At 66.3% G+C, this 24294-nt stretch carries 21 protein-coding genes; 11 read left to right on the top strand and 10 right to left on the bottom strand.

Annotated elements, in window-relative coordinates:
- Positions 1–27 precede the first annotated feature (27 nt).
- Positions 28–1224, top strand: a complete 1197-nt coding sequence (locus X268_RS21595; RefSeq protein ID WP_128926782.1) for an MFS transporter — start codon at positions 28–30, stop codon at positions 1222–1224.
- On the opposite strand, the gene dgcA is transcribed toward X268_RS21595, so the two are convergent.
- The gene (gene dgcA / locus X268_RS21590) at positions 1194–2189 is read right to left on the bottom strand and encodes an N-acetyl-D-Glu racemase DgcA (RefSeq protein WP_128926781.1); all 996 of its coding nucleotides are present in this window, start codon (positions 2187–2189) and stop codon (positions 1194–1196) included. The genes X268_RS21595 and dgcA overlap by 31 nt on opposite strands.
- Positions 2190–2323: 134 nt before the next feature.
- Here dgcA and X268_RS21585 point away from each other — a divergent pair, with 134 nt between their 5' ends.
- From X268_RS21585 to X268_RS21575, 3 genes are read left to right on the top strand one after another with little or no spacing between them, the layout of a single operon-like run.
- The gene (locus X268_RS21585) at positions 2324–3457 is read left to right on the top strand and encodes an MlaE family ABC transporter permease (RefSeq protein WP_128926780.1); all 1134 of its coding nucleotides are present in this window, start codon (positions 2324–2326) and stop codon (positions 3455–3457) included.
- A 2-nt stretch (positions 3458–3459) separates the two neighbouring features.
- The gene (locus tag X268_RS21580) at positions 3460–4242 is read left to right on the top strand and encodes an ABC transporter ATP-binding protein (RefSeq protein ID WP_164937851.1); all 783 of its coding nucleotides are present in this window, start codon (positions 3460–3462) and stop codon (positions 4240–4242) included.
- A gap of 16 nt (positions 4243–4258) precedes the next feature.
- On the top strand, positions 4259–5131 hold the full coding sequence (locus X268_RS21575) for an MlaD family protein (RefSeq protein ID WP_128926778.1): 873 nt from the start codon (positions 4259–4261) through the stop codon (positions 5129–5131).
- Positions 5132–5218: 87 nt separating this feature from the next.
- Here the strand turns inward: X268_RS21575 and X268_RS21570 are convergent, their stop codons facing one another.
- A complete protein-coding gene (locus X268_RS21570) occupies positions 5219–10933 on the bottom strand; it encodes an apolipoprotein A-IV repeat region-like domain-containing protein (RefSeq protein WP_128926777.1) in 5715 nt (1904 codons plus the stop codon).
- Positions 10934–11076: 143 nt separating this feature from the next.
- On the bottom strand, positions 11077–11331 hold the full coding sequence (locus tag X268_RS21565) for a hypothetical protein (RefSeq protein ID WP_128926776.1): 255 nt from the start codon (positions 11329–11331) through the stop codon (positions 11077–11079).
- Here X268_RS21565 and X268_RS21560 point away from each other — a divergent pair.
- Positions 11330–11704 carry an Hpt domain-containing protein gene (locus X268_RS21560; protein WP_128926775.1) on the top strand — a complete coding sequence of 125 codons (375 nt, stop codon included), beginning with the start codon at positions 11330–11332 and terminating at the stop codon, positions 11702–11704. The genes X268_RS21565 and X268_RS21560 overlap by 2 nt on opposite strands.
- A 165-nt stretch (positions 11705–11869) precedes the next feature.
- Positions 11870–12190 carry a 2Fe-2S iron-sulfur cluster-binding protein gene (locus X268_RS21555; protein ID WP_028137518.1) on the top strand — a complete coding sequence of 107 codons (321 nt, stop codon included), beginning with the start codon at positions 11870–11872 and terminating at the stop codon, positions 12188–12190.
- Between the two features lie 15 nt (positions 12191–12205).
- On the opposite strand, the gene X268_RS21550 is transcribed toward X268_RS21555, so the two are convergent.
- Positions 12206–12673 (bottom strand): acyl-CoA thioesterase, encoded by a 468-nt coding sequence (locus tag X268_RS21550; protein WP_128926774.1) that lies wholly within the window; start codon positions 12671–12673, stop codon positions 12206–12208.
- Between the two features lie 182 nt (positions 12674–12855).
- Here X268_RS21550 and X268_RS21545 point away from each other — a divergent pair, with 182 nt between their 5' ends.
- From X268_RS21545 to X268_RS21535, 3 genes are all read left to right on the top strand, one after another.
- Positions 12856–13884 carry an NAD(P)/FAD-dependent oxidoreductase gene (locus X268_RS21545; protein ID WP_128926773.1) on the top strand — a complete coding sequence of 343 codons (1029 nt, stop codon included), beginning with the start codon at positions 12856–12858 and terminating at the stop codon, positions 13882–13884.
- 105 nt (positions 13885–13989) lie between these two features.
- Entirely contained in the window at positions 13990–14583 is a 594-nt protein-coding gene (locus X268_RS21540) for a DUF2147 domain-containing protein (protein WP_128926772.1), read from the top strand.
- A 259-nt stretch (positions 14584–14842) separates the two neighbouring features.
- Positions 14843–15199, top strand: coding sequence for a hypothetical protein (locus tag X268_RS21535; protein WP_128926771.1), 357 nt, complete (start codon positions 14843–14845; stop codon positions 15197–15199).
- Between the two features lie 53 nt (positions 15200–15252).
- On the opposite strand, the gene X268_RS21530 is transcribed toward X268_RS21535, so the two are convergent.
- The 3 genes from X268_RS21530 to X268_RS21520 form a co-directional block, all read right to left on the bottom strand.
- Positions 15253–15522 carry a hypothetical protein gene (locus tag X268_RS21530; RefSeq protein WP_128926770.1) on the bottom strand — a complete coding sequence of 90 codons (270 nt, stop codon included), beginning with the start codon at positions 15520–15522 and terminating at the stop codon, positions 15253–15255.
- A 191-nt stretch (positions 15523–15713) separates the two neighbouring features.
- Positions 15714–17078 (bottom strand): sensor histidine kinase, encoded by a 1365-nt coding sequence (locus X268_RS21525; protein ID WP_128926769.1) that lies wholly within the window; start codon positions 17076–17078, stop codon positions 15714–15716.
- A complete protein-coding gene (locus X268_RS21520; RefSeq protein WP_128926768.1) occupies positions 17075–17755 on the bottom strand; it encodes a response regulator transcription factor in 681 nt (226 codons plus the stop codon). The genes X268_RS21525 and X268_RS21520 overlap by 4 nt, the downstream gene beginning before the upstream one ends.
- 349 nt (positions 17756–18104) lie before the next feature.
- Between X268_RS21520 and X268_RS21515 the strand changes: the two genes are divergently transcribed.
- Positions 18105–18992 carry a MipA/OmpV family protein gene (locus X268_RS21515; protein WP_164937850.1) on the top strand — a complete coding sequence of 296 codons (888 nt, stop codon included), beginning with the start codon at positions 18105–18107 and terminating at the stop codon, positions 18990–18992.
- Between the two features lie 6 nt (positions 18993–18998).
- Positions 18999–19739, top strand: a complete 741-nt coding sequence (locus tag X268_RS21510; protein ID WP_128926767.1) for a hypothetical protein — start codon at positions 18999–19001, stop codon at positions 19737–19739.
- Between the two features lie 15 nt (positions 19740–19754).
- On the opposite strand, the gene garD is transcribed toward X268_RS21510, so the two are convergent.
- The 3 genes from garD to gudD all read right to left on the bottom strand — a co-directional run bounded on the left by garD (position 19755) and on the right by gudD (position 24284).
- Positions 19755–21296, bottom strand: coding sequence for a galactarate dehydratase (gene garD, locus X268_RS21505; protein WP_128926766.1), 1542 nt, complete (start codon positions 21294–21296; stop codon positions 19755–19757).
- Positions 21297–21414: 118 nt separating this feature from the next.
- Positions 21415–22863: an aldehyde dehydrogenase family protein gene (locus tag X268_RS21500; RefSeq protein WP_128926765.1), complete on the bottom strand. Its 1449-nt coding sequence runs from the start codon at positions 22861–22863 to the stop codon at positions 21415–21417.
- 77 nt (positions 22864–22940) lie between these two features.
- Positions 22941–24284, bottom strand: a complete 1344-nt coding sequence (gudD, locus tag X268_RS21495) for a glucarate dehydratase (protein ID WP_128926764.1) — start codon at positions 24282–24284, stop codon at positions 22941–22943.
- Positions 24285–24294: the final 10 nt, after the last annotated feature.

The raw sequence follows: 24294 nt of genomic DNA, 5'->3' as shown, positions 1-24294 counted from the left end.
GATATCGACCGAATCGCAATTGGTTTGATGCAGTCCGAATCACAAATCCCCATCGCTGCATCCAGAAAGCGGCGATTCGCCGTCGGCCTCGCCCTGTTCTATTCGGCCGTCTTCGCAGTCTCGGGCACGCATCTGCCGTTCTTCCCGGTATGGCTGAAGGCGATCGGCATCGATGCGGCCTGGATCGGGCTCATCAACGCGCTGCCGGCGATCACGCGCTTCACCACGCTGCCGCAAGTGACCGCCTTTGCCGAAAAGCGCCATGCCATTCGCGCCGCCATGATGGTGTCGGTGCTGGCCACCGCGATCGGATTTACGGCGGTCGGCCTGCAGCAGCAGCCGCTGGCGCTGTTCCTGATCTACGCGCTGACCTGCATGATGTGGACGCCGACGATGCCGCTGACCGATGCCTATGCGCTGCGCGGTGTCGCCCGTTACGGGCTCGATTATGGACCGCTGCGGCTGTGGGGCTCGGCGGCCTTCGCCGCCGGCTCGCTCGCCTGCGGCTATCTCGTCGACAGCATCGCCGCGCGCGACCTGATCTGGGTCATCGTCGCATGGGCCGTGGTTGCGGTCGCAGCCAGCCTGCTGCTTCAACCGCTGGACGATCTCAGGCGCAAGACGACGGAGAGGCATGCCGGCAAGGCGCTGCTGCGCGATGCCGGCTTCTGGGCCGTCATCGTCTCGGCGGCGCTGATCCAGGGCAGCCACGTCGCCTATTACACCTTCTCGGCCATCAACTGGCAGCTCCACGGGATCAGCGGGCTGACGATCGCGACCCTGTGGACGCTGGGCGTGATCGCCGAGATCATCGTGTTCGCGCTGTCGCCGCGCTTCTCGCTGCATCCCTCCACCATGATCGCGATCGGGGGGCTCAGCGCCGTGGTGCGCTGGATCCTCACCGCGAGCGAGCCGCCGCTCGCATTGCTGGCGATCGTCCAGCTCGGCCACGGCCTCAGCTTCGGCATGACCATCGTCGGCACGATGAACTTGCTGGTGCAGCGCGTGCCGCAGCACCAGATCGCGCGAGGGCAGGGCTATTACGCCGCGTGCAACGGCCTCCTGGGTGCCACGACCTCGATCGCATCAGGCGCGATCTACGCCCGCATCGGCGACGGCCTGTATTACGTCATGGCCGCGATGGCCGCCGGCGGCGCGGTTCTGATCTGGTCGGCGCGGCACCGGCTGATGGCTCAGCCCCAGAGCGAGGCGTCCGGCGGATAGACCAGGCTGTCGTCGTAACGCAGCCCATGGTCGCGGTCGCGCGCGAGCAACAGCGGGCCGTCGAGATCGACGAAGCGTGCCTGCGGCGTCACCAGCATCGCCGGCGCCATCGACAGCGAGGTCGCGACCATGCAGCCGATCATGATCTCGAAGCCGAGCGCCTGCGCGGCGTCCGCCATGGCGAGCGCCTCGGTGAGGCCGCCCGTCTTGTCGAGCTTGATGTTCACGGCGTCGTAGCGGTCGCGCAACGGAGCAAGCGACGAGCGGTCATGCACGCTCTCGTCGGCGCAGACCGCGAGTGGGCGCTTGATCCGCGCCAGCGCTTCGTCCCTGCCTGCCGGCAGCGGCTGTTCCACCAGGGTGACGCCGACGGCGGCGCAGGCGGCAAGGTTGGTTTCGAGATTGGCCTCGGTCCAGGCCTCGTTGGCGTCGACGATCAGCTCGGATTCGGGCGCGGCCTTGCGGACCGCGGCGATCCGCTCGGGATCGCCGTCGCCGCCGAGCTTGATCTTGAGCAGGGGCCGGTGCGCCGCCTTGGCGGTCGCGGCGGCCATGGCCTCGGGCGTCCCTAACGAGATTGTGTAGGCGGTGGTGCGCTCGCCCGGCACCGGGCGGTCGAGCAGGTTCCAGGCGCGCAGGCCTGCCGCCTTGGCCTCGAGGTCGATCAGGGCGCAATCCAGGGCGTTGCGGGCCGCACCGGGCGCCATGGCGGCCTGGAGGGCCTGCCGCGTCAACCCGCCCGCGACGGCCTGCTGCATCGCCTGGACGGCCGCGAGCGTCGCCTCGGGCGTCTCGCCATAGCGCGGATAGGGCATGCACTCGCCGCGGCCGGTCAGCCCGTCCCGGCTGACCTCCGCCACGACAGTTACGGCCTCGGTTTTGGCCCCCCGGCTGATGGTGAAGCTGCCGGCGATCGGGAAGCGCTCGATTCGCGTCGCCAGGGACGCAAATTTCATGGAAGTCATTTTGAACTCTGGCGAAATCTGAACCTGCTAGTTACCTCTAGCAACTAACATTAACCACTTGGGGATACCTTCTCTGGGTAAGGGCGCGTGCGCAACCATCTGATTATTTCCGCCCCGGCACGGGAGCGGACATCTTGACTAGCGATCCGAAGCTGGAACGGATTGCCAAGGGCAACGCGCTGGCACTCTGCGCTACTGGGACCTGGACCGCGAGCTTCGCGCCGGTCCTCGAGCGGATGGTGGCCGATGCAGAGAAGCTCGCCGGCAGCCCGCAAAGCATCTTCATCGACGTCTCCGAAGTCGCCAAGCTCGACACGTTCGGCGCCTGGCTGATCGAGCGGCTGCGCCGCAGCCTGACCAAAGGGCCCGTCGAGGCGCAGATCGCGGGGCTGTCCGCCAATTATTCCAGCCTCGTGGACGAGGTGCGGCGGGTCAGGGGGACGGCCGTGGTCGACAGCACCCCGATCACCATCGCCGGCATGCTGGAGCAGATCGGCCGGACGGTGGCCGGTATCGGCGGGGCGATCGCGGGCCTCATCGACATGCTTGGCGCCGTGCTCGCGGCATGGTTTCGCGTCCTGCTCCATCCACGCTCGTTCCGCCTGACCTCGACCGTGCATCACATGGAGCAGGTCTGCTGGCGCGCGGTGCCGATCATCGTGCTGATCACCTTCCTGATCGGCTGCATCATCGCCCAGCAAGGCATCTTCCATTTCCGCAGGTTCGGCGCCGACATCTTCGTCGTCGACATGCTGGGCGTGCTGGTGCTGCGCGAGATCGGCGTGCTCTTGGTCGCGATCATGGTCGCGGGGCGTTCGGGCAGCGCCTACACCGCCGAGCTCGGCTCGATGAAGATGCGCGAGGAGATCGACGCGCTGCGCACCATGGGGTTCGATCCGATCGAGGTGCTGGTGCTGCCGCGCATGATGGCGCTGGTGCTGGCGCTGCCGATCCTGGCGTTCCTCGGCGCCATGGCCGCGCTCTATGGCGGCGGGCTCGTGGCCTGGCTCTATGGCGGCGTCGAGCCCGAGGCCTTCCTGCTGCGCCTGCGTGATGCCATCTCGATCGACCATTTCATCGTCGGCATGGTCAAGGCGCCCGTCATGGCCGCCGTGATCGGCATCGTCGCCTGCGTCGAAGGTCTCGCCGTGCAGGGCAGCGCGGAATCGCTTGGACAGCACACCACGGCCTCGGTGGTGAAGGGCATCTTCTTCGTGATCGTCATGGACGGCGTGTTCGCCATCTTCTTCGCCTCGATCGGGATGTGACGATGGCAAGAGAAGCTCAAGGCGAGATGCAAGACCCGATCATCCGCGTCCGCGACATCACCGTGCAGTTCGGCGCGACGCGCGTGCTCGACGGCCTCAACCTCGACGTCAAGCGCGGCGAGATCCTCGGCTTCGTCGGCCCCTCGGGTGCGGGCAAGTCGGTGCTGACGCGCACCATCATCGGTCTCGTGCCGAAAGTCTCGGGCAGCATTGAAGTCTTCGGCGTCGATCTGGATTCCTCGAGCACGTCGCAGCGCCGCAACGTGGAGCGGCGCTGGGGCGTCTTGTTCCAGCAGGGCGCGCTGTTCTCCTCGCTCACCGTGCGGCAGAACATCCAGTTTCCGATGCGCGAATATATGCGGGTCTCGCAGCGGCTGATGGACGAGATCACGATGGCCAAGCTCACCATGGTCGGCCTCAAGCCCGAGGTCGCCGAGCGGTTTCCGTCGGAGCTCTCCGGCGGCATGATCAAGCGCGTGGCACTGGCGCGCGCGCTGTCGCTCGATCCGGACCTCGTGTTCCTGGACGAGCCGACCTCGGGCCTCGATCCGATCGGCGCCGGCGATTTCGACGAGCTGGTCCGGACGCTGCAACGTACTTTGGGGCTGACGGTTTTCATGGTAACCCACGATCTCGACAGCCTTTACACAGCATGTGACCGCATTGCCGTTTTAGGGAACGGTAAGATCATTGCGGCAGGGTCGATCGCCGACATGCAGGCCTCGCAGCATCCGTGGCTGAGGCAGTATTTCCATGGCAAGCGCGCCCGCGCGGTGATGAGTTGAGTAGCCGGAGCTCCTGATGGAAACGCGGGCGAACTACGTATTGATCGGGTCGTTCACGCTGGCGGTGATCGCCGCGGCGATCGGCTTCGTGCTCTGGTTCCAGTCGCTGCACACCACCAAGCAGCGCAGCCCCTTGCGCGTCGTGTTCGAGGGCCCGGCCGCGGGCCTGCGCAATGGCGGCAGCGTCAACTTCAACGGTATCCGGGTGGGTGAGGTCGTCTCGGTGAAGCTCGACAACCCGCGGCGGGTTGTCGCACTCGCCATGATCGAGAACAACGCCCCGATCCGCAAGGACACCCTGGTCGGCCTCGAATTCCAGGGCCTGACCGGCGTTGCCGCGATCTCGCTCAAGGGCGGCGACGAGGCCGCGGCTCCGCCCCCGCTCGACCAGGACGGCATCCCGACGCTAACCGCCGATCCCAACAAGCTGCAGGACGTCACCGAGGCGATCCGCGGCACGCTGCAGAACATCAACAAGATCGTCGCCGACAATCAGGAATCGGTGAAGAACTCGCTGAAGAATCTGGAGACCTTCACCAACTCGCTCGCGCGCAATTCCGAGAAGATCGACGGCCTGATGGCCAAGGTCGATGGCGTCATGCTCAAGGCCGACAATCTCATGCTCGGCCTCAACACGCTCGCCGGCGGCAAGGACGGCGGCGAGCTGTTCCAGGCCGTGAAGTCGATCCGCGAACTCGCCGACGATTTCGACAGGCGCTCGGGCGCGCTGATAGCCGACGGCCGCCGCACCCTCGGGGACATCAGCCGCGCCGTGAACAATTTCGACCGCAACCCGACCCGGGTGCTGTTCGGCGCCAGCAACTCATCGCAGCCGGCTCCGCCGCCCGAGCCGCCGAAGCCGGCGGCTGCGCCGAGCGGCAGGCGGTAGAGGCGGGCGCGCTCGCCGCGCTATGACGCGCTCAAAAACAAAACGGAGGCCGTGAGGCCTCCGTTTCTATTCGTGTCGTCGTCGCGCTTACCCCAGCCGTCCCGCCGCATGGGCGAGCAACGTGTACACCAGACCCGTCTCCGAGGTCAGGTGGCCGCGCAGCTCCTGCGGGCCGCGGCCGTCGCGGGCGACTTCGTCGAGCAGGCGCTCGAACTCGGCGACGTAGCGGTCGACCGTGCCCTTGAAGTTGCGGTCGGCGCGGTACTTGCGGGCGACCTCGTCGAAGGCTTTCTGGCCGGCCGGCGTGTAGAGGCGCTTGGTGAAGGCTTTGTTCTCGCCGCGCTGATAGCGGTCCCACATCTCGGCGGCGAGGTTGCGGTCCATCAGCCGGCCGATGTCGAGCGACAGCGATTCCAGCGGATTGGCGCTTGCCTGCGGGGCCTGCGGCTGCGGCGCGGCTGCGGCGCGGCCGCGCGGGGCCTCGCGGCCGGTCGGGGCGCCCTGATTGGCGTCCGTCCGGTTGAGCAGGTCCGACAGCCAGCCGTCACGGCCCTGGTCGCTGCCTGCGGGCGCGACCGGCGGCGCTTCGGTGCGGCGCGGGGCCGGCATGCCGAGGTCCGGCGGCGGCAGCGTCGAGGCGCTGCCGGTGTCGCGCATGCGGGTCTCGCCGCCACGACCGCCCGCCGTTGCCATCATCGGCTCTTCCTGCTGGCGCTGGACGGCGACGGAGGCGCGGCCCGCCGTGGTGACGTCGAGGCCACGGCCATGCTGAGCCACGATGCGGTTGAGCTCGGCGAGGGCCTCGATCTGATCGACGATCACCTTGCGCATCTGCGCAGTGCTCTCGGCGGCCTCCTGCGGCATCTCGAGCACGCCGCGGCGCAGCTCGTTGCGGGTGGCTTCGAGCTCGTTGTGCATCTCGAAGGCCATCTGCTTCATGCTGGAGACGAGGTTGGTGAACTTCTCGGTCGACTGCTTGAACATCGCATCCGCCTCGTCCGTGGTCTGGCGGTAGATGTCGTGCATCGCCTCGATGGTCTGGCGGTGCTCCTCCTCGGAGGCCGCGCGCACCGCCTCGAACTGGCGGGGGATCGCGGCGGAGCCTGCGCCGGCCGTCTCGGCGACGACGCGGGCGATGTCGCGGGGGCGCTCCTCGGCCGCGGCCAGCGATTCATCGAGCAGGCCGGTGAAGCGCGACAGCCGCTGGTCGAGATCGGCCGTGCGCAGGTCGATCGTGGTGACGAGCGATTCCAGCGCCTGCTTGCGTTCGGCGAGCGAGGCGGTGGTGTTCTTGTTGCTCTGCTCGACGACCTGCGCGGCCTCGACGAGAGCCTGGCCGTGCTTGTCGAACTGGGTCGACAGCTCGCCGAGATCCTGCAGCGCCTTCGTGGTCTTGCTGTTGAAGACGTTGAGCTGGTCTTCCAGGTTCTGCGTCGCCGCGCCGTTGCGCGAGGTGACGTCGTTCATCGCCGAGACGAAGTCGGCGACGCGCGTCACCAGCGCGCGCTCGAGCGAGTTGAGGTTGTCGTGCGCACCGGTCAGCACCTCCTGGAGCAGGATGTTGCCTTCGCGCAGGCGCTCGAACAGCGCCACCGTGTCGGTGCGCAGGATCTTGCTGGTCTCCTGCATCTCGGTGACGGCCGCGATCGAGACCTGGCGCGACTGGTCGATCGCCGAACGCGAGGCCTGCTCGAGGTCCTTGAGCGACTTGCTGACCGCGCCGGTCGCGATCTCGCTCGCCGCGTTGATGGTGCGGGCGACTTCCGAGCCGTTGCCCATCATGGTCTGCGAGAAGGCCTGGCCGCGCGTCTCGATCGACTTCAGCGCGTCCGAGGTGACGCGGTCGATGTCGAGCGTGAGCTGGCTGCTCTTGGAGCCGATCGCGTCGATCAGCGCGCCGCGCTTGGCGTCGATCATGTTCGACAGACGGTCGGCCTGCTGCTGCACATAGGTGACGATCTCGTCGGTCTTGCCGGTCATGGCCTGGCCGAAGCTGGAGCTGGCGGCGAGCACCGAGCGCTCGACGTCGGCCGAGCTCGACTTGACCCGCGAGCTCGCTTCGTTGGAGGCCGAGATCAGCGCGTTCTGCGCGTTGAGCGCGCTGGTCTGGATGTCGTTGGTGGCGTTCGCGGCGGCCGCGCTCAGCGTGCGCTCGATCTCGGTCGAGATCGTGCGGATCTGGCTCCCGGCATCCGCCGAGGGCGAGGTCAGCGAGGTCTGGGCCTCACGCGCGCTGTTGAGGATGGTCGAGGCGGTGTCGGCGCCGACCGCGGTCAGCGTGCGCTCGATGTCCGTGGTCAGCGACTTGATCTGGGTCGCCGCGTCGGTCGAGGCGGAGATCAGCGAGCCCTGGGCCTCGCGCACGCCGCTCGTCAGCGCCTCGATGGTGGCGCCGCCGGCGGTCGCCAGCGCGCGCTGCATCTCGGCCGCGAGCGAACGGACCTGGCTGGTCTGTTCGGCCGAGACCGCAAGCAGGGTGCTCTGGGCGTCGCGGGCGCTGGTGGTGATCGTCTCGGCGGTCGACTGGCCGACCTGCGAGAGCGAGCGATGCACTTCCGCCGCGAGCGACTTGACCTGGTTCGCTGCATCCGAAGACGAATTGATCAGCGTGCTCTGGGCTTCGCGGGCGCCGGTCATGATGGTCTCGGCGGTCGCGGTGCCGGCCATCGTGAGCGAGCGCTGCACGTCCGAGGACAGCGCCTTGATCTGGTTGGCGGTCTCGGTCGAGGCTGCGATCAGCGCGCTCTGCGCATCGCGCGCGCCGGCGGTGATCGATTCCGCCGTGGTCGTGCCGGCCAGCGACAGCGAGCGCTGCACGTCGGCGGTGAGCGTCTTGACGTGGTTGGCCGCGTCCGAGGACGTCGTGACGAGGGTGGTCTGCACCTCGCGGGCGCCGGCCAGGATCGAGGCTGCAGTGGCCGAGCCTGCCGCCGACAGCGTGCGCTCGACGTCGGCCGCGAGCCCCTTGATCTGGTTGGCGGCTTCGCCCGACGCTGCGACCAGCGTCGACTGCGCCTCGCGGGCGCTGTTCAGGATCGAGTTGGCAGAACCGGTGCCGACCGCGGTCAGCGCGCGCTCGACCTCGGCCGAGGTCATCTTGAGCTGGGCGTTGACGTCGGAGGAAACCGTCATCAGCGACTGCTGGGCGGTGCGCGCACCGGTCTGGATCGTCTCGCTGGTATTGACGACCAGGTTGGTGAGCGAGCGCTCGGCGTCCTCGACATGCGAGCGGATCGCGGTCGAGATCATCTCGGCACGGGACATCATGTCCTCGCTGGCCTGGCGGCCGCTACTTTCGATGCGGCCGGCGACGGCCTCGACGCGCGAGCCGAGCAGGTCCTCGAACTGCGCCACGCGCACGTCGATGTCGCTGGCGACCGAGCCGACCTTGGTCTCGATGGCCTGCCGGATCTCCTGGAAGCGCGCCGTGACCGTGTCGGTCAGATGCATGCTGCGGCCGTCAATGATCTCGGTAACACCGGTGATGCGGCGGTCGACCGCGTCGATCGCCTGGGCGGTACCGTCGGTGAGCGTCGAGGTCAGGAGGGTCAGGCGGGTATCGATCGACTGCACGGCCTGCGAGGCGCCGTTGGTCACGGCGGTGGTCAGGTAGGTGAGGCGGGAGTCGATCGACTCGAGCGCCTGCGTCGCATTGCCCGTCAGCGTCGTCGTGAGATGGGTCAGACGGGTATCGATCGACTGGATCGTCTGCGACGCCCCGTCGGTCAGCGTGCTCGTGAGGTGGTTCAGGCGCGCATCGATGGTTTCGATGGCCTGTGAGGCGCCGCCGGTGAGCGATGTCGTCAGGTGGGTGAGGCGGTAATCGATCGACTGGATCGCCTGCGCCGCGCCGTCGGTCAGCGACGTCGCCAGCGTGTTGATGCGCCCGTCGATGGTGTCGGTCATGGACTTCGCGCGGGTGTCAAACGACTGCTCCAGCGCAGCAACGCGGCCGCCAAGCTGCTCGTCGAAGGTCTTGATATGGCCTTCGATGGTGCCGTCGAGGCTGGCGATCTTGCCGTTCAGCGCGGCGTCGAAATTGCTGACGCGCTCGCCGATCGTGGTCTCGAACTGGACCAGGCGCTGGTCGAGGATCGCGGTGATCTCGCCGCCGTTGGCGGTGAAGCGGGTGTCGAAATTGTCGACATAGGTCTTCAGCGACTCATGGATGTCCTGGGTGCGCTGGCCCATGCGCTCGACGATCTCGCCGCCGAAGGTCTTCACGGTGCGGTCGAACTCGGAGATGTGGCGCGTGATCAGCGCACCCAGCGTGCCGGAGTCGCGGGCGAACTTCTCCACCAGCTCGGTGCCCTGGTTCCTGACCAGCTCGTCGAACGCGCTCATCTGCAGCGACAGCGAATCGTGCGCGGTCTCGGTCTGGGTGGCGACCTTGGCGACGAGGGCATTGACGGTGGCGTTGAGCGCCTCGCCGGCCTTGTCGCCGCTCGTCACGATCTGGTCGGCGAGCCGGTTGCCGGCGTCGTCGATCTTGGCCGAGATGTCGCTGGAGCGCAGCTCGAGCTCGAGCAGCAGCGAGTCGGAGGAGTTCTTCAGGGAATCGTGCACCTGCTCGGTGCGCTCGGAGATGCCGTCGACGATCGCGGCGGAGCGCTGCTCGAATTCGCCGGTGATGCGGTCGATGCGCTCGTTCAGCATCTCGTGGACGCGGTCGGCGAGGTCGACGAACTCGTCGTGGACATGGCCGGTCTTGAAGTTGAGGCTGGTGGTCAGCCGCTCGCTGGCGTCGAGCACGGCGCGCGTGGTCTCGTTGCTGGCCTCCTCGAGGCGGTCGAGCAGGTCGCCGCCGCGCTCGCCGAGCGCCAGGATCATGTTGTCGCCGGCATTGCTCAGCGCCTGGGTGATGTGGGCGCCGCGCTCTTCCAGCGCGCCGGTGATGGACTTGGCGACCTCGTCGACGCGCGAGGCGATTGCATCCGAGATCAACGCGATGTCGTGGCGCAGATCGATCTGCACGCCGGAGATGGCGCTGCGGACCTGCTCGGCCTGGCCGACCAGATTGTCGCGCTGGTGCGCGATGTCCTGGAGCAGGGCGCGGATGCGCACTTCGTTGTCGGAATAGGCGCGTTCGAGCGCGGCGACCTCGTTGGCGACCAGCGTCTCCAGCTCGCCGGCGCGCGCGATGGCGCGCTCGATGCCGTCGCCCATCGCCGCGACCTCGCGGCGGATGGCCTGGCCGACGGTGACCATGGAATCGGAGGCCGAGCCCTCGGGCTCGGAGAAGCGGATCGCGACCTGCGCCATCGCCTGGGCGATCATGCGCATTTCCTGGCCGCGCCAGACCAGGCTCGCCAGGAAGTAGAACAGCATGATCGGCGCGAAGAACATCGCGATCAGGCCGGCGATGACGAGCACGCCGCCGCTCTGGCCCATGGCGGCCTGGATCGAGGGCAGGAAGCCGACGGTCAGCGCGGCGCAGGCAGCAAGCCAGACGCCGGCGAAGACGGTGGCGAAAGTATAGATGCTGCGGGCAGGGCGGCCCTTCTGAAGCGCCTGGAGCAGCTGGCCGATCGTCTCGCGGTCGTCGTTGGCGGCGCGACGCGTTGAGCGCGGCTCCTCGATCGGGTCGAACACGGTCGAGCGTTCGTTGGCGGCAGGGCGCGGCTCAAAGCCCGGCTCGTCGAAGGCCGGCGGAGCCGGCGGCGCAACCTGGGGCGCGGTTTCGTTGCGCATCGCGGCGTTGCGGCTGGGGTCCGCAGCGGTGTCGCTGATGTTGAGGGCTTCCTGGATCGCAGAAAGCGCGACTTCTGTGGGGTCTTTGACCTTTTTCGGAGTGTTCGCCATGTTCAGTCCGAGCCCTCGTTACTTGTACGCGTCCCCCCGCGAGCCCTGCGCGCTGCGCAAGCCCACAGACCGGATCATGCCGCTTGCGCGGATCTCCGAGCCGTCCCCACCCGAACGGCTTGTCCGCCAATTTCTGCAACATCCTATTGGCAGAGCGTGGCGAATGAAATGCCCGCGATTAAGACATTCTTAATCATCGTTAACAGCATCGCGCCGTAACGCCTTAGCAATAAATACAATTCTCCACCGAACTCGGTCGATTGCGGCAACTTTTCGTCAATAAGCAGGCATAACTGCGTCTCTGACCCCAAACATTTCATTAACCATTTCCGTGCTTGGGTGAGGTGAATCACCGCCGCACCGGCGGAACCGTCGCGCGATGCCGGGGCCTGCGCCATGACGCCTGAACTGCAACGGATGGACTGGATGCCCTCGCCCCCGCTTGCACCCATCGACAGCCCGCTCGACCTCGACCATCTCTCCAGGATGACGCTCGGCGATGCCGAGCTGGAACAGGAAGTGCTGGCCATGTTCGCCGAGCAGGCGGTCCGCCTGATGGCGGCGATGGCGACGTTGCCGGCCGAGGCCGGCGCACTGGCCCACAAGCTCAAGGGTTCGGCCCGCGGGATCGGCGCTTTTGCAGTGGCAGATGCCGCAGCAAGCCTGGAGACCGCGATCCAGACCGGCCATAATCAGCGCCACGCCTTGGCCGCGCTGAAGGAGGCGGTGACCGAGGCCCGCGCCGCCATCGAGGCGATCCTGAAGCCTTGAGCTGCGCCGCCGAACCGGGCTGTAGTCTCTTGTTTTGAGACGCATTTTCTTGCCGCAAAGCGGGATTCACGTCACATCAAAACCCTATGGCGCCGGGCTGATCGACCCGTTATAGGACAGCCCGGACCCTCCTTCATTCCCAGCACCGCGGCAGCACGAGCACACATGGCCAAGATTCACTTTGTCGACCACAAGGGCGAAACCCGCACGGTGGAAATCGAGAACGGGGCAACCGTGATGGAAGCCGCGATCCGCAACAGCATTCCCGGCGTCGAGGCCGAATGCGGCGGGGCCTGCGCCTGCGCGACCTGCCACGTGTATGTCGACGAAGCCTGGCGCGAGAAGGTCGGCAGCCCGACGCCGATGGAAGAGGACATGCTCGACTTCGGCTTCGACGTGCGCCCCAATTCGCGCCTGTCCTGCCAGATCAAGGTCACCGACGATCTCGACGGTCTCGTCGTGACGACGCCGGAACGCCAGGCCTGATCCTCCCGCGATAGACTAACCGTTCGGCGGCGCGACCTCGATGCCGCGCTTGTGCCAGGGTCTGAGCTTCTCGATCACCTCCGCAGTCAGCGGGGCCGGCCGACGCGTCGCCTCGTCGAGCAGGACACCGACCGACGTCGCCGAGGCGATGCACCTTCCTTCCGAGAACACGACCTGTTCGAAGGTCACCGACGTTCGTCCGAGCTTGACCACACCGAGGCCGAGCTCGATCGTGTTCGGCCAGTGCAACTCGGCGCGAAAATGCATGTCGAGCCGCACCATGATCCAGGCCAGGCCCGGCGGGGTCAGGCCGTATTCGGGAAGCTTCATCAGCGTGACGCGACCGGTCTCGAAATAGGTGGCGTAGACCGCGTTGTTGACGTGCTGGTTGGGATCGAGATCGCCAAAGCGGACGTTGTCGCTGAGGCGGAAGGGGAAGTCCTCCAGACGCGGCGTCGTGTCGAGGCGGCTTGGTGCGTTCACCGATTGATCTCCGTCATATCCGTGCCCGTTACAGCTCAGTTATCCTGACCCGGCAAGTGGGCGCGGCTGCGGGGCGCTCCCGCTTTTCTGCCTTCCCTGATCCATCCCCGTTGGCTAGACAGGCAGGGTCACCTCTGCCCCCCGGGCGCCGTCCAACAGACAACGACAGATAAAGAGACGACATGAGCGACGCGATCAAAACCGATGTGCTGATTATTGGCGCCGGCCCCTGCGGTCTGTTCGCCGCCTTCGAGCTTGGCCTTCTCGACATGAAGGTGCATTTCGTCGACATCCTGGACAAGGTCGGCGGCCAGTGCGCCGAGCTCTATCCGGAAAAACCGATCTACGACATTCCCGGCATTCCGCAGGTTTCAGGGCAGGGTCTCACCGATGCGTTGATGGAGCAGATCAGGCCGTTTCATCCGACCTTCCATCTCGGCGAGATGGTCGAGACCGTGGAGAAAATCGGCGATCCCTTGTTCCGCTGCACCACGGATGCGGGCAAGGTGTTCGAATGCAAGGTGCTGGTGATCGCGGCCGGCGGCGGCTCATTCCAGCCCAAGCGTCCGCCGGTGCCGGGCATCGAGGCCTATGAAGGCACGTCGGTGCATTATGCCGTGCGGAAGATGGAGACGTTCCGCGACAAGAACGTGCTGATCGTCGGCGGCGGCGATTCCGCGCTCGACTGGACGCTCAATCTGCATCCGATTGCGAAGCGCATCACGCTGCTGCACCGGCGCGACGAGTTTCGCGCCGCGCCCCACAGCGTCGAGCAGATGCGCGCGCTGGTTGCCGGCGGCAAGATGGATCTGAAGCTCGGCCAGGTCACGGCGCTGTCCGGCACCGGCGGCAAGCTCACCGGGGCGACCGTGAAGGGCAATGACAACAGCAGCACCGAAATCCCCTGCGACACCATGCTGCCGTTCTTCGGCCTGACCATGAAGCTGGGTCCGGTCGCGAACTGGGGCATTGCGCTGGAGAACAACCTGGTGCCGGTCGAGACATCCGCGTTCGAGACCAACGTGCCCGGCATCTTCGCGATCGGCGACATCAACACCTATCCCGGCAAGATCAAGCTGATCCTTTGCGGCTTCCACGAGGGCGCGCTGATGTCGCAAAAAGCTCATCGCTATGTCTATCCGGAGAAGCGGCTCGTGTTCCAGTACACGACCTCGTCCTCCAGCCTGCAAAAGAAGCTCGGTGTCAACTGACGGAAGCGGGCGGGCAGGGGATGCCCCATGTTTCTGGTGCTGGAACAGTTCGCGAAATCGCCGTAGTCTGCGGCCATTCCGATCGTGGACTAGCAAGGTGATCTAATGCGGAATTTCTCCAGCTTTCGGCTGCTCCCGTTCCTCGCGCTCGCATTGTCGCTCGCGACGGCGACGCCGTCTGCGGCGCAGACCGCCGAGCCCACCGCGGCGGGCCTGTGGCAGAAGGTCGAAGACGGCAAGACGGTCGGATGGTTTCTCTTCATCGATCACAACGGCGTCTTCGAAGGTGTGATCGCAAAGACCTTTCCGCGGCCCGGCGACAATCCGAACGAGGTCTGCAGCAAGTGCACCGACGACCGCAAGAACGCGCCGGTGCTCGGTATCTCCTTCGTCCGCAACATGACGCGCGAAGGATTGAAGTACGAAGGCGGCAACGTGCTCAATCCGCGCGACGGCCAGATCTGGAAGGCCAACATGAAGGTCAGTCCCGACGGCCAGACCCTGACCCTGCGCGGCTATCTCGGCATCGCCCTGCTCGGCAAGGACGAGACCTGGACGCGTCTGCCTGACGCCAACATCGCCCAGGTCGATCCCGCCATCGTCGCGAAATATCTGCCTGCGAAAGCCGCCGCAGCGAAGCCGCCGGCGCCTGCCACGAAGAAGGGCGGCGGCATGATGGCGCCGGCACCGAAGCAGTAGGGTCCGCAAAGCAAAGTCCTGCCTGATCGGCGGCAGCTTCGGCGCACGGTCATTCCCTTCTGCGGCCACGTTCGCCGAAAGGCGAATGCGTGCCGAGCCTGCTCCAGTAGTTCCCCGGAATGCGCGCTGGCGCCGGATTTGCATAGCTGTCGGCAAAGCCGCTGGGGAGCGAGTCGCCGTCTCCATGCCTGCCGCGCGCGGCGTTGCGGGCAGACGGTGGCGTTTGCCTCGCGGCGATCATTTCGACCGCGGAGACGACATGGGATCTGCAAGACAGTGTGCCGCCGTGCTGCTGGGCCTGACGGCCCTGCTGACGAGTTCAGCGCTGGCACGCGACGACGGGCGCTACGCCAACTCGCCGCTCAAGCCCTGGTTCGAAAGCCTGCACAGCGAATTCGGTCAATGCTGCTCCGACGCTGACGGCTACGTCATTGCCGACGTGGACTGGGAGTCCGACCGCGGCCGCTACCGCGTCCGCATCGACGACGAGTGGGTCGTGGTGCCCGATGGCGCCGTGATCACGGTGCCGAACAAGATCGGCCGCACCATGGTGTGGAAGCACTATATCGACGGTCATCCGCGCGTGCGCTGCTTCATGCCGGGCAGCATGACGTAAAAGCTGACGGCGCCCGCATCAGATGCAGGCGCCGCAGGCGATGCGAAGGCTGCTTAGCGCGCGTCGCTGCTCGAACCTGCGCTGGCGAGCCGCTTCGCGCGCGGCGACAGCACCGAAACCTGCACGGGCGAGGCGGGCATGCCGGCGACGATCATGGTGGGCGTGGCCGGCTGCTCCTCGACGCCGGCACCGCCGAGCACCTGCACCTGTGTCGCCGAGATCGGCAGCGACTGCACTTCATAAGAGGGAAGCTCGCCGGCGAAGGCGGAGGCCGAGCTCGCAATCACGGCGCCGGCGACGGCAATCATTGTGAGAACACGCATTGGAAAAATCTCCGTTGAAGATGGCAATCGGAGTTTGGTCGTGACGATGCAGGGAGAGGTTCGCTCGTGTGCGGGCATTCCCGTCGCTATCGGCGTACAAATTGGTTGCTTGGCGCGAAAGGACGAAACCAGGAAGAAGTTTTTCGTGCCAATGTTTCCGGACTGTTTCGCGGACGGGCGATGCGCCTCGCTTAATGCTCTTGCAGATCGAACTGCGGAGATCTCGCCGGCGCGGTGGCGGGGGGAAAGTGCAGGCTCATCGTCGTGCCACGGCCGGGCGCAGAGGCGATGATCAATTCGCCGTCATGGGCGGTCATGATCTCGCGGACGATCGACAGGCCGAGGCCCGCGCCGTCGCCGGCGGTGTTGCCGGTCTGGAACGGCTCGGGGAGCCCGTGTTCGCCGCCATGGGGCAGGCCTGCGCCGTCATCGTGAATTGAGATGCCGTCGCCGCTCAGGGTCGCGGTGATGCGTCGCGCGCCGCGGGCGTGAATGAGCGCATTGCCGACGAGATTGGCGAGAGCACTGCGAACCGCCGCATCCACGCCTTGCACCATGAATGGAGCTTGCTCGGCCTGCTCCAGCGCGAGCTCGATGCCGGCATCGAGCGCCGAGGGGCCGAAATCCGCCAGCACGTCACGGGCTATTTCGCCGAGATCGATCGGCCGCTTCTCAATCGCATGGTTCTGCAGCCGCGCCAGATCGAGCATGGCGGAGACCAGCGACGTCAGGCGGCGGATATCGCGGACCAATTCGGCCTTGAGGGCCGGCTCGGACACGTCCTCGACCTTCGCGCGGAGCAGGGTTAGCGGCGTGCGGAGCTGATGGGCGGCGTTGCCGAGAAAGCGGCGCTGCATCCTGATATAGGCGTCGATCTCGCCGAAGGCGCGGTTCAGCGCCTCGACCAGCGGCTTCAGCTCGGAGGGGACTTCGGACAGCGATATCAATCCTTGCGGGGCCGAGGGATCGATCGCGAGGGCGCGACGCGCGCCCCGCTCGATCCCGCGTGAGACGAAACGTGCGGCAAGCGCCGAGCCGATCGCGACGGTCGCGGCAAAGGCCAGCGCCACCAGGGCGATCGAATAGACCCTGCGGAGGAGAAACGTCCTTGCAATCCGGGCAAAGCGAACCTGAGGCTCGCCGACCATCATCGCGAGCCGCAACGAGCCCCGTTGTACAGCGGAGAGACAGAAAGTGCTGTTCTGATCGAGCGTGCTGAAGACGGACGAGCCGACGGGCCCGTGGTAGGGGAATACGAAGGGGAGCGCAGGCCGATGTTCGCTGCCGTATTCGCTGAGCAGGTCGCCCGCGGACACGACGTACCAGAGGTTTGGGCTGTCCGCCTTCAATTCCTCAAGGGCAGGAGTCGAACGTACCGTCAGTCTTTGCCCTTCGATGACCGTCGCGCGATCGAGAACGGCAGCCACGACCTGACAGGACCTGAACTCGCGTTCCTCGGTCGGATACCGCCAGATGAAGATGCCGAGCATGGTCAGGAAGATCGTCGTCGCGGCGATGCCGAGCGAGATCGCGAAGGTCCGGGCGATCGACGTCATCGCGGCGTTGCCAGCCGCAGGATGTAACCGATGCCCCGCATGCTGCGGATCTCGACGTCGCCGCCGAGCTCGGCCAGTTTCTTGCGCAGGCGCGACACCTGCGCTTCGAGCGTGTTGGATTCGATCTCGTCGTCGAAGCCGTAGATCTCCTCGATCAGGGCGGCGCGGGTGATGAGGCGGTCCCGCCGCATCAGCAGCGCCCCTAAGATCAGGGCCTCGCGCCGCCGCAGCAGGATCCTGGTGTCGGCAACCACCGCCTCGTTGCTGCCGAGGTGCAGCTCGACATTACCGAGCGACAGCACTGAAGGCGCGAGCAGGCGGGGCCGCCGCAGCACGGCGCGCACGCGTGCGATCAATTCCTGCGGCTCGAACGGCTTGCCGAGATAATCGTCGGCGCCGCTGTTGAGGCCATCGACGACATCCTCCTTGGCGTCCTTGGAGGTCAGCATGATGATCGCTGGGCGCTCCGGCGATTGGCTCAGCGCCGTGACCACCTGGAGTGCATCGCCGTCTGGCAGCATGCGATCGACGATCGCGAGATCATATTTGAAGTTGTCCAGCGCCTGGCGGGCATCGGCGATCGAGCCGACGAGGTCGACGATCCCGTGCAATTGCCCGAGCAGGCGGCTGACATAGGCGCCGATCTGCGGTTCGTCTTCGATCACGAGGGAGCGCACGCGGGTCGTCCTTAACTTTGCTGGGCAACACAGCCCCGAGCGTGCCGCTCCCTGGCCGAAATCTGGCATTTCGGCTCGTCGCAGGGTTCCCATTAAGGCAGCCAGCTTGGCGAATAAAAGGCAGGAGCGAAGCAGCCAACCGGTATTGCCGCTCAAAGTCTCGACGCATGAGGGCGTCCCGGCAATGTTCGGGCAATGTTGGTTCGGCGGCCCGCGACCGGCGCACACCGGCAGCGGATCGGCCAGCGGCTCTCGCCTTGCAATCTTGGGGCAATTTTGCCGGACCACATGCTGGGGCTCCGAACCACATCAGTCGACCAGGCCAGCAAGGCCGGTCCGGGGCCCCGCAATGACGCATCTCGACGAAGCCGCTCTCCGCCTCACGGTGAATGCACGGCTGACGACCGCCTTCCTTGCCGCACTCGGCGCAATCACCGCGATCCCTCAGTCAGCGTCGGCGCAGACCGCGTTCACGCTGCCGGCGCCGCCATTCGAGCTGCCGATGCTGCCGTCGCCGTCGGGAAACTGGACGGTCATGGTCGGCATCGGCGGTGAGTACACGCCTGACTTCGTCGGATCGAAGAACGGCAAGTTCCTTCCGATCCCGATCTTCACCATCCGTCGTGCCGGATCGATCGACCAGTTTCGCGGGCCGCGCGACAGCGCCAGCGTCGCGCTGCTCGACGTCGGAAATTTTCGCGCGGGTCCTGCATTCAAGTTTGTCTCGTCGCGCAAGAGCGACAAATATGCCGAGCTGACCGGTCTCGGCGACGTCAAGGCTGCGTATGAGCTGGGCGGCTTCGTCGAGTATTATCCGGTCGACTGGCTGCGCCTGCGTAGCGAATTGCGCCAGGGCGTGGGTGGTCACACCGGGACGGTGGCCGACATCTCCGCCGACGTCATCGTGCCGCTGATCCAGAGGCTCACGATCTCCGCCGGCCCGCGCTTTACGTGGAAGAGCACCAAGGCGACCGCGCCGTATTTCGGCGTCGATGCCGCGCAGGCGCTGGCGTCGGGGCTGCCGATGTACGATGCCAAAGGCGGCGCGCACTCGGTCGGCTTCGGCAGCCAGATCTCCTATCGCATCAATCCGCAGTGGGAGGTCCATGCCTATGTCGAATACGAGAAGCTGCTGGGCGATGCCGCGGACAGCCCGCTGGTGAAGCTGCGGGGATCGTCGAACCAGACGACGATCGGCCTCGGCGCGTCCTATTCGTTCGATTTCAGGATTCGATGAGCCACCATGCGCCGCATTGCTTTTCTATGGATCGGCCTCGCAGCCGCTTGCGTCGCCCTCGGCGCGGCCGCGGCGTTCGAGACGCGCGCGAGCCGGCTCCAGGCGATCAAGACCGTCGGCATCGTCTCCGCCATCGGCGAGGAGATGAGCCTGACTCAAGCCGGTCTGACCCGACTGGGCGCCACCGCGCAAAGCCTGTCGATCAGCGCGTGGGCGCTGGACGAGTTGATCGTCCAGCAGGCGACCAGACTGCTGGACGGACGTTTCCGCGCGCGGCCGGTCAGCTACAGGCGCGCCGCGTTCGCTGCCATCAGGGATTCGGCGGTTGCGCCCGTCAATCTGTTGCGCAGCGATCCGTTCAAGGAGCTGGTTCGCAGCGATGTCACCCCGCAGGGGTTGGATGCGTACATCATCATCACCCGGGCGAGATCGAAACTCGGCAACGGTCGCAACGTCGAGGGCGTTGGGCTTGCCGAATACCGGACGCTGCTCGCGGATTACGGTTTGATCCACGCGCTGTATGAAGTCCGCGTCATCGACGGCAAGTCATTCGACGTGATCGAGAAGCGAGCGGCCGCGCCGCTCGATAACACCGGAACCATGCGGCTCGCCGGTCCGAGCGGGCCGGTCGACGAGACGTTCGGCAGTTCTGCGTCGAGCGAACGCTTGCGCGCGGCAGTTGTCGACCTCATCACGCGCAGTCTGCCCGTCACGCTAGGTGACATGCATCTGATCGAGGGGCAGTGAAGCCGGTGTCGGCGCTCAGGTCACCGGCGCCGGATTGAACAGGGTGAGATCGTTGTGGATGCCCCAGCGGTCCGACCATGGCTTGGTGCGGCCGGAGGCGACGTCGAGGATGAGGCGGAACAGGTCCCAGCCGCATTCCTCGATGGTCTTCTCGCCGGTGGCGATGCTGCCTGAATCGAAGTCGATCAGGTCCTTCCATCGCCGCGCGAGCTCGCTGCGTGTCGCGACCTTGATCACGGGCGCCGCCGCAAGCCCGTAGGGCGTGCCGCGGCCGGTGGTGAACACCTGCAAGGTCATGCCGGAGGCGAGCTGCAGCGTGCCGCAGATGAAGTCGGACGCGGGCGTTGCCGCGAACAGCATGCCCTTCTGCGTCGCCTTCTCGCCGGGCGACAGCACGCCGGTGATGGCGGAGGAGCCGGACTTCACGATGGAGCCCAATGATTTCTCGACGATGTTGGCGAGGCCGCCCTTCTTGTTGCCGGGCGTGGTGTTGGCGCTGCGGTCGGCGCCGCCGCGGGCGAGATAGGAATCGTACCAGGCCATTTCGCGCACCAGCGCACGGCCGACATCCTCGTTGATCGCGCGGCGGGTGAGCAGCTGGATGGCGTCGCGCACTTCCGTCACTTCCGAGAACATCACGGTGGCGCCGGCGCGCACCAGGAGATCGGCGGCGAAGCCGACGGCTGGGTTCGCGGTGACGCCGGAGAAGGCGTCGCTGCCGCCGCATTGCAGGCCGATGACGAGATCGGACGCCGGACAGATCTCGCGCTTGCGGGTGTTGAGCACCTTCAGGCGGGCCTCGGCCTGGGTCATGATCGCCTCGACGATCGCGCCGAAGCCGTCGAAAGCCTCGTCCTGCATGCGCACGATGGCATCGTTCACGCCCTCCGGCACCAGCCGTTCGGGCGCGAGCTTCTCGCAGCCGAGGCCGACGACCAGGATCTCGCCGCCGAAATTCGGGTTGAGCGCGAGGTTCTGCAGCGTGCGGATCGGCACCACCGCGTCGGGCGCGGTGATGGCGACGCCGCAGCCATAGGCATGGGTCAGCGGCACGACGTCGTCGACGTTAGGGTATTTCGGCAGCAGCTCGGTGCGGATGCGCTTGACCGCATATTCCATCGTGCCCTTGACGCATTGCACGGAGGAGGAGATGCCGAGGATGTTCTTGGTGCCGACCGAGCCGTCCGGATTGCGATAGCCTTCGAAGGTGAAGCCTTCGAGCGGCGGCAGCGGGGCGGGGACGGCGGTGGAGATCTCGAGCTTGTCGAGGGCAGGGGCCTCCGGCATGCGGATGCGCGCCTCGTCCACCCATTCGCCGGCCAGGATCGGCGACAGCGCATAGCCGATGATCTCGCCGTAGCGGATGATCGGTGCGCCTTCCGCGATGTCGACCAAAGCCGTCTTGTGCCCCTGCGGCACGAAGGCGCGCAACGTCAGACCGCAGGCGAAGCGGGAGCCGGCGGGAAGCCCGAAATCATTGACCACGATCGCGACATTGTCGCGCTCGTTGAGCTTGATGTAACGGGGCTGCTCTTTCGCTGCGACGTCCTGGTCCATCGAGGATTCCGGATTTGTAGGGTGGGTTAGCGCAGCGTAACCCACCTCGTCTGCTTCCGCGGACACAGATATTGGTGGGTTACGCTGCGCTAACCCACTCTACGATCCCTACGGTGTCTCAGCCCGGGAACGTATAGGCCGTCTTCACCGTGGTGTAGAACTCGCGTGCGTAGGAGCCCTGCTCGCGGGCGCCGTAGCTCGAGCCCTTCCGGCCGCCGAACGGCACGTGATAGTCGACGCCGGCGGTCGGCAAATTGACCATCACCATGCCGGACTCGCTGTTGCGCTTGTAGTGCGAGGCGTATTTCAGGCTGGTGGTGCAGATGCCGGAGGCGAGGCCGAACTCGGTGTCGTTGGAGATCGCCAGCGCCTCCTCGTAGTTCTTGGCGCGGATGACGGCGGCGACGGGGCCGAAAATTTCCTCGCGCGCGATGCGCATGTTGTTGTTGGCCTCGGTGAACAGCGCCGGCTGCAAATAATGGCCGGGGTTCTCGCGCTTGAGCAGCTCGCCGCCGAAGGCGAGCTTGGCGCCCTCGTCCTGGCCGATCTTGATGTAGCGCAGGTCCTGGTCGAGCTGGCTCTGGTCGACCACGGGGCCGATATGCACGCCGGCCTTGAGCGCGTCGTCGACCGACAGGCTGTTCAGGCGCTCGGCCATTGCCGCGACGAAGCGGTCATGGATGCCCTCGGTGACGATCAGGCGGGACGATGCGGTGCAGCGCTGGCCGGTCGAGAAATAGGCGCCGTTGACGGCGACCTCGACGGCGGTCTTCAGGTCCGCGTCGTCGAGCACGACCAGCGGATTCTTGCCGCCCATCTCGAGCTGGAACTTCTTCATGGGATTTGAGAGCACGCAGGCCTGCGCGATCTTGCGCCCTGTCTGCACCGAGCCGGTGAAGGAGATCGCGGCCACGTCCGGGTGATCGAGCAGAGTCTGGCCGACCACCGAGCCGGAGCCGACCACGAGGTTGAACACGCCGGCGGGAATGCCGGAGCGGGGGATGATTTCGGCGAGCGCGTGGCCCGAGCCCGGCACCAGCTCGGCCGGCTTGAACACCACCGTGTTGCCGTAGCAGAGCGCCGGCGCGATCTTCCAGGCGGGAATCGCGATCGGGAAATTCCAGGGCGTGATCATGCCGACGACGCCGACCGGCTCACGGGTGAGCTCGACGTCGAGGCCGGGACGGACGGAGGCACCCTTCTCGCCGATCAGGCGCAGCGCCTCGCCGGCGAAGAACGCAAAAATCTGGCCGGCGCGGGCGACCTCGCCGATGCCCTCGGGCAGGGTCTTGCCTTCCTCGCGCGCGAGCAGGCGGCCGAGCTCTTCCTTGCGGGCGAGGATCTCGAGCGAAACCTTGTTCAGTGCGTCGAAGCGCGCCTGCGGCGTCGACTGCGACCAGGCCGGGAAGGCGGCCTTGGCGGCGGCGATGGCCTTCTCGGTCTGCGCCTTGTCGGCCTTGGCGTATTCGCCGACGACGTCGTTGGTGTTGGAGGGGTTGATGTTCCTGGTGACGCCGGAGCCGTCGACCCATTCGCCGCCGATGAAGTTCTTCAGGATCGCAGTCATCTTTTCCTCCATGTTCAAGGGCATGATCCTGATCGGAAAACCGGTGTCCACTTTTCCGGGATCATGCCTGAAGTATTTTAACGCACGAGGCAGGGACGCTTGTCGTCGAAGGTCCAGCCTGGGATCAGCTCCTGCATGGCAATAGCGTCATCCCGGGCGCCAAGTCCATGCTGCTTGTAGAGGTCATGCGCCGCGTCGATAGCGGCCCTGTCGATTTCGATACCCAGGCCCGGCCGGTCCGGGACCGCAATCTTGCCGCCCTTGATCTGGAGCGGCTCCCTGGTCAGCGCCTGGCCGTCCTGCCAGATCCAGTGGGTGTCGATCGCGGTGGCCTTGCCGGGGGCGGCGGCTCCGACATGGGTGAACATCGCCAGCGAAATGTCGAAATGGTTGTTGGAGTGCGAGCCCCAGGTCAGGCCGTTGTCGCGGCAGGTCTGGGCGACGCGCACCGAGCCTTGCATGGTCCAGAAATGGGGATCAGCCAGTGGAATGTCCACCGCGCCCAAGCGCAGCGCATGGGAAAGCTGCCGCCAGTCGGTCGCGATCATGTTGGTCGCGGTCGGCAGCCCCGTGGCGCGGCGGAACTCGGCCATGATCTCGCGGCCGGAGAAGCCGGCCTCGGCGCCGCAGGGGTCCTCGGCATAGGCGAGGATGCCGTGCATGCCCTTGCAGAGGCTGATCGCCTCGTCCAGCGACCAGGCGCCGTTGGGGTCGAGCGTCACCCGTGCGCTCGGGAAGCGCTTTGCGATGGCCGTGACCGCCTCGATCTCCTGCTCGCCGCGCAGCACGCCGCCTTTCAGCTTGAAGTCGACGAAGCCGTAATGGTCGTGGGTGGCTTCGGCGAGCCGGACAATGGTCTCCGGGGTCATCGCCTCCTGATGGCGGAGGTTGAACCACTCAGGCTTGCCAGTTTCGCCCGTGACGTAGTCGAGCTTGCTCTTGCGCCGGTCGCCGACGAAGAAGAGGTAGCCGAGCGTCTCGACGCTGTTGCGCTGCTGGCCCTCGCCGAGCAGGGCTGCGACCGGCAGGCCCAGATGCTGGCCGAGCAGGTCGAGCAGCGCGGATTCGATCGCCGTGACCGCGTGGATCATGACGCGGAGATCGAAGGTCTGCTTGCCGCGGCCGCCGGCATCGCGGTCGGCGAAGGCGGTGCGAACGTCGGCGAGGATGTTGTTCATCGCGCCGACGGTTTTGCCGATCACGAGGTCGCGCGCGTCCTGCAGCGTCTGCCAGATCTTCTGCCCGCCCGGCACCTCGCCAACGCCAGTGTGGCCGGCATTGTCGGTGAGGATGACGATGTTGCGGGTGAAGAACGGCGCGTGCGCGCCGCTGAGGTTGAGGAGCATGCTGTCGCGGCCCGCAACCGGGATCACCTGCATCGCCGTGACGACCGGTGCGCCAGAGATCTCAGTCTGGGCCATCGCACGCTCC

Origin of the sequence: Bradyrhizobium guangxiense (assembly GCF_004114915.1) — a bacterium.
GTDB classification, from domain to species: Bacteria; Pseudomonadota; Alphaproteobacteria; order Rhizobiales; family Xanthobacteraceae; genus Bradyrhizobium; species Bradyrhizobium guangxiense.
The sequence above is the reverse complement of the archived record's forward strand: the minus strand, read 5'-3'. Positions and strand labels throughout refer to the sequence as shown.

Coding starts and splice junctions, on each gene's coding strand:
- X268_RS21595 (WP_128926782.1), top strand. CDS start 28: ATGCAGTCCGAATCACAAATCCCCATCGCTGCATCCAGAAAGCGGCGA.
- dgcA (WP_128926781.1), bottom strand. CDS start 2,189: ATGACTTCCATGAAATTTGCGTCCCTGGCGACGCGAATCGAGCGCTTC.
- X268_RS21580 (WP_164937851.1), top strand. CDS start 3,460: ATGGCAAGAGAAGCTCAAGGCGAGATGCAAGACCCGATCATCCGCGTC.
- X268_RS21575 (WP_128926778.1), top strand. CDS start 4,259: ATGGAAACGCGGGCGAACTACGTATTGATCGGGTCGTTCACGCTGGCG.
- X268_RS21570 (WP_128926777.1), bottom strand. CDS start 10,933: ATGGCGAACACTCCGAAAAAGGTCAAAGACCCCACAGAAGTCGCGCTT.
- X268_RS21560 (WP_128926775.1), top strand. CDS start 11,330: ATGACGCCTGAACTGCAACGGATGGACTGGATGCCCTCGCCCCCGCTT.
- X268_RS21565 (WP_128926776.1), bottom strand. CDS start 11,331: ATGGCGCAGGCCCCGGCATCGCGCGACGGTTCCGCCGGTGCGGCGGTG.
- X268_RS21555 (WP_028137518.1), top strand. CDS start 11,870: ATGGCCAAGATTCACTTTGTCGACCACAAGGGCGAAACCCGCACGGTG.
- X268_RS21545 (WP_128926773.1), top strand. CDS start 12,856: ATGAGCGACGCGATCAAAACCGATGTGCTGATTATTGGCGCCGGCCCC.
- X268_RS21540 (WP_128926772.1), top strand. CDS start 13,990: ATGCGGAATTTCTCCAGCTTTCGGCTGCTCCCGTTCCTCGCGCTCGCA.
- X268_RS21535 (WP_128926771.1), top strand. CDS start 14,843: ATGGGATCTGCAAGACAGTGTGCCGCCGTGCTGCTGGGCCTGACGGCC.
- X268_RS21530 (WP_128926770.1), bottom strand. CDS start 15,522: ATGCGTGTTCTCACAATGATTGCCGTCGCCGGCGCCGTGATTGCGAGC.
- X268_RS21525 (WP_128926769.1), bottom strand. CDS start 17,078: ATGACGTCGATCGCCCGGACCTTCGCGATCTCGCTCGGCATCGCCGCG.
- X268_RS21515 (WP_164937850.1), top strand. CDS start 18,105: ATGACGCATCTCGACGAAGCCGCTCTCCGCCTCACGGTGAATGCACGG.
- X268_RS21510 (WP_128926767.1), top strand. CDS start 18,999: ATGCGCCGCATTGCTTTTCTATGGATCGGCCTCGCAGCCGCTTGCGTC.
- garD (WP_128926766.1), bottom strand. CDS start 21,296: ATGGACCAGGACGTCGCAGCGAAAGAGCAGCCCCGTTACATCAAGCTC.
- X268_RS21500 (WP_128926765.1), bottom strand. CDS start 22,863: ATGACTGCGATCCTGAAGAACTTCATCGGCGGCGAATGGGTCGACGGC.
- gudD (WP_128926764.1), bottom strand. CDS start 24,284: ATGGCCCAGACTGAGATCTCTGGCGCACCGGTCGTCACGGCGATGCAG.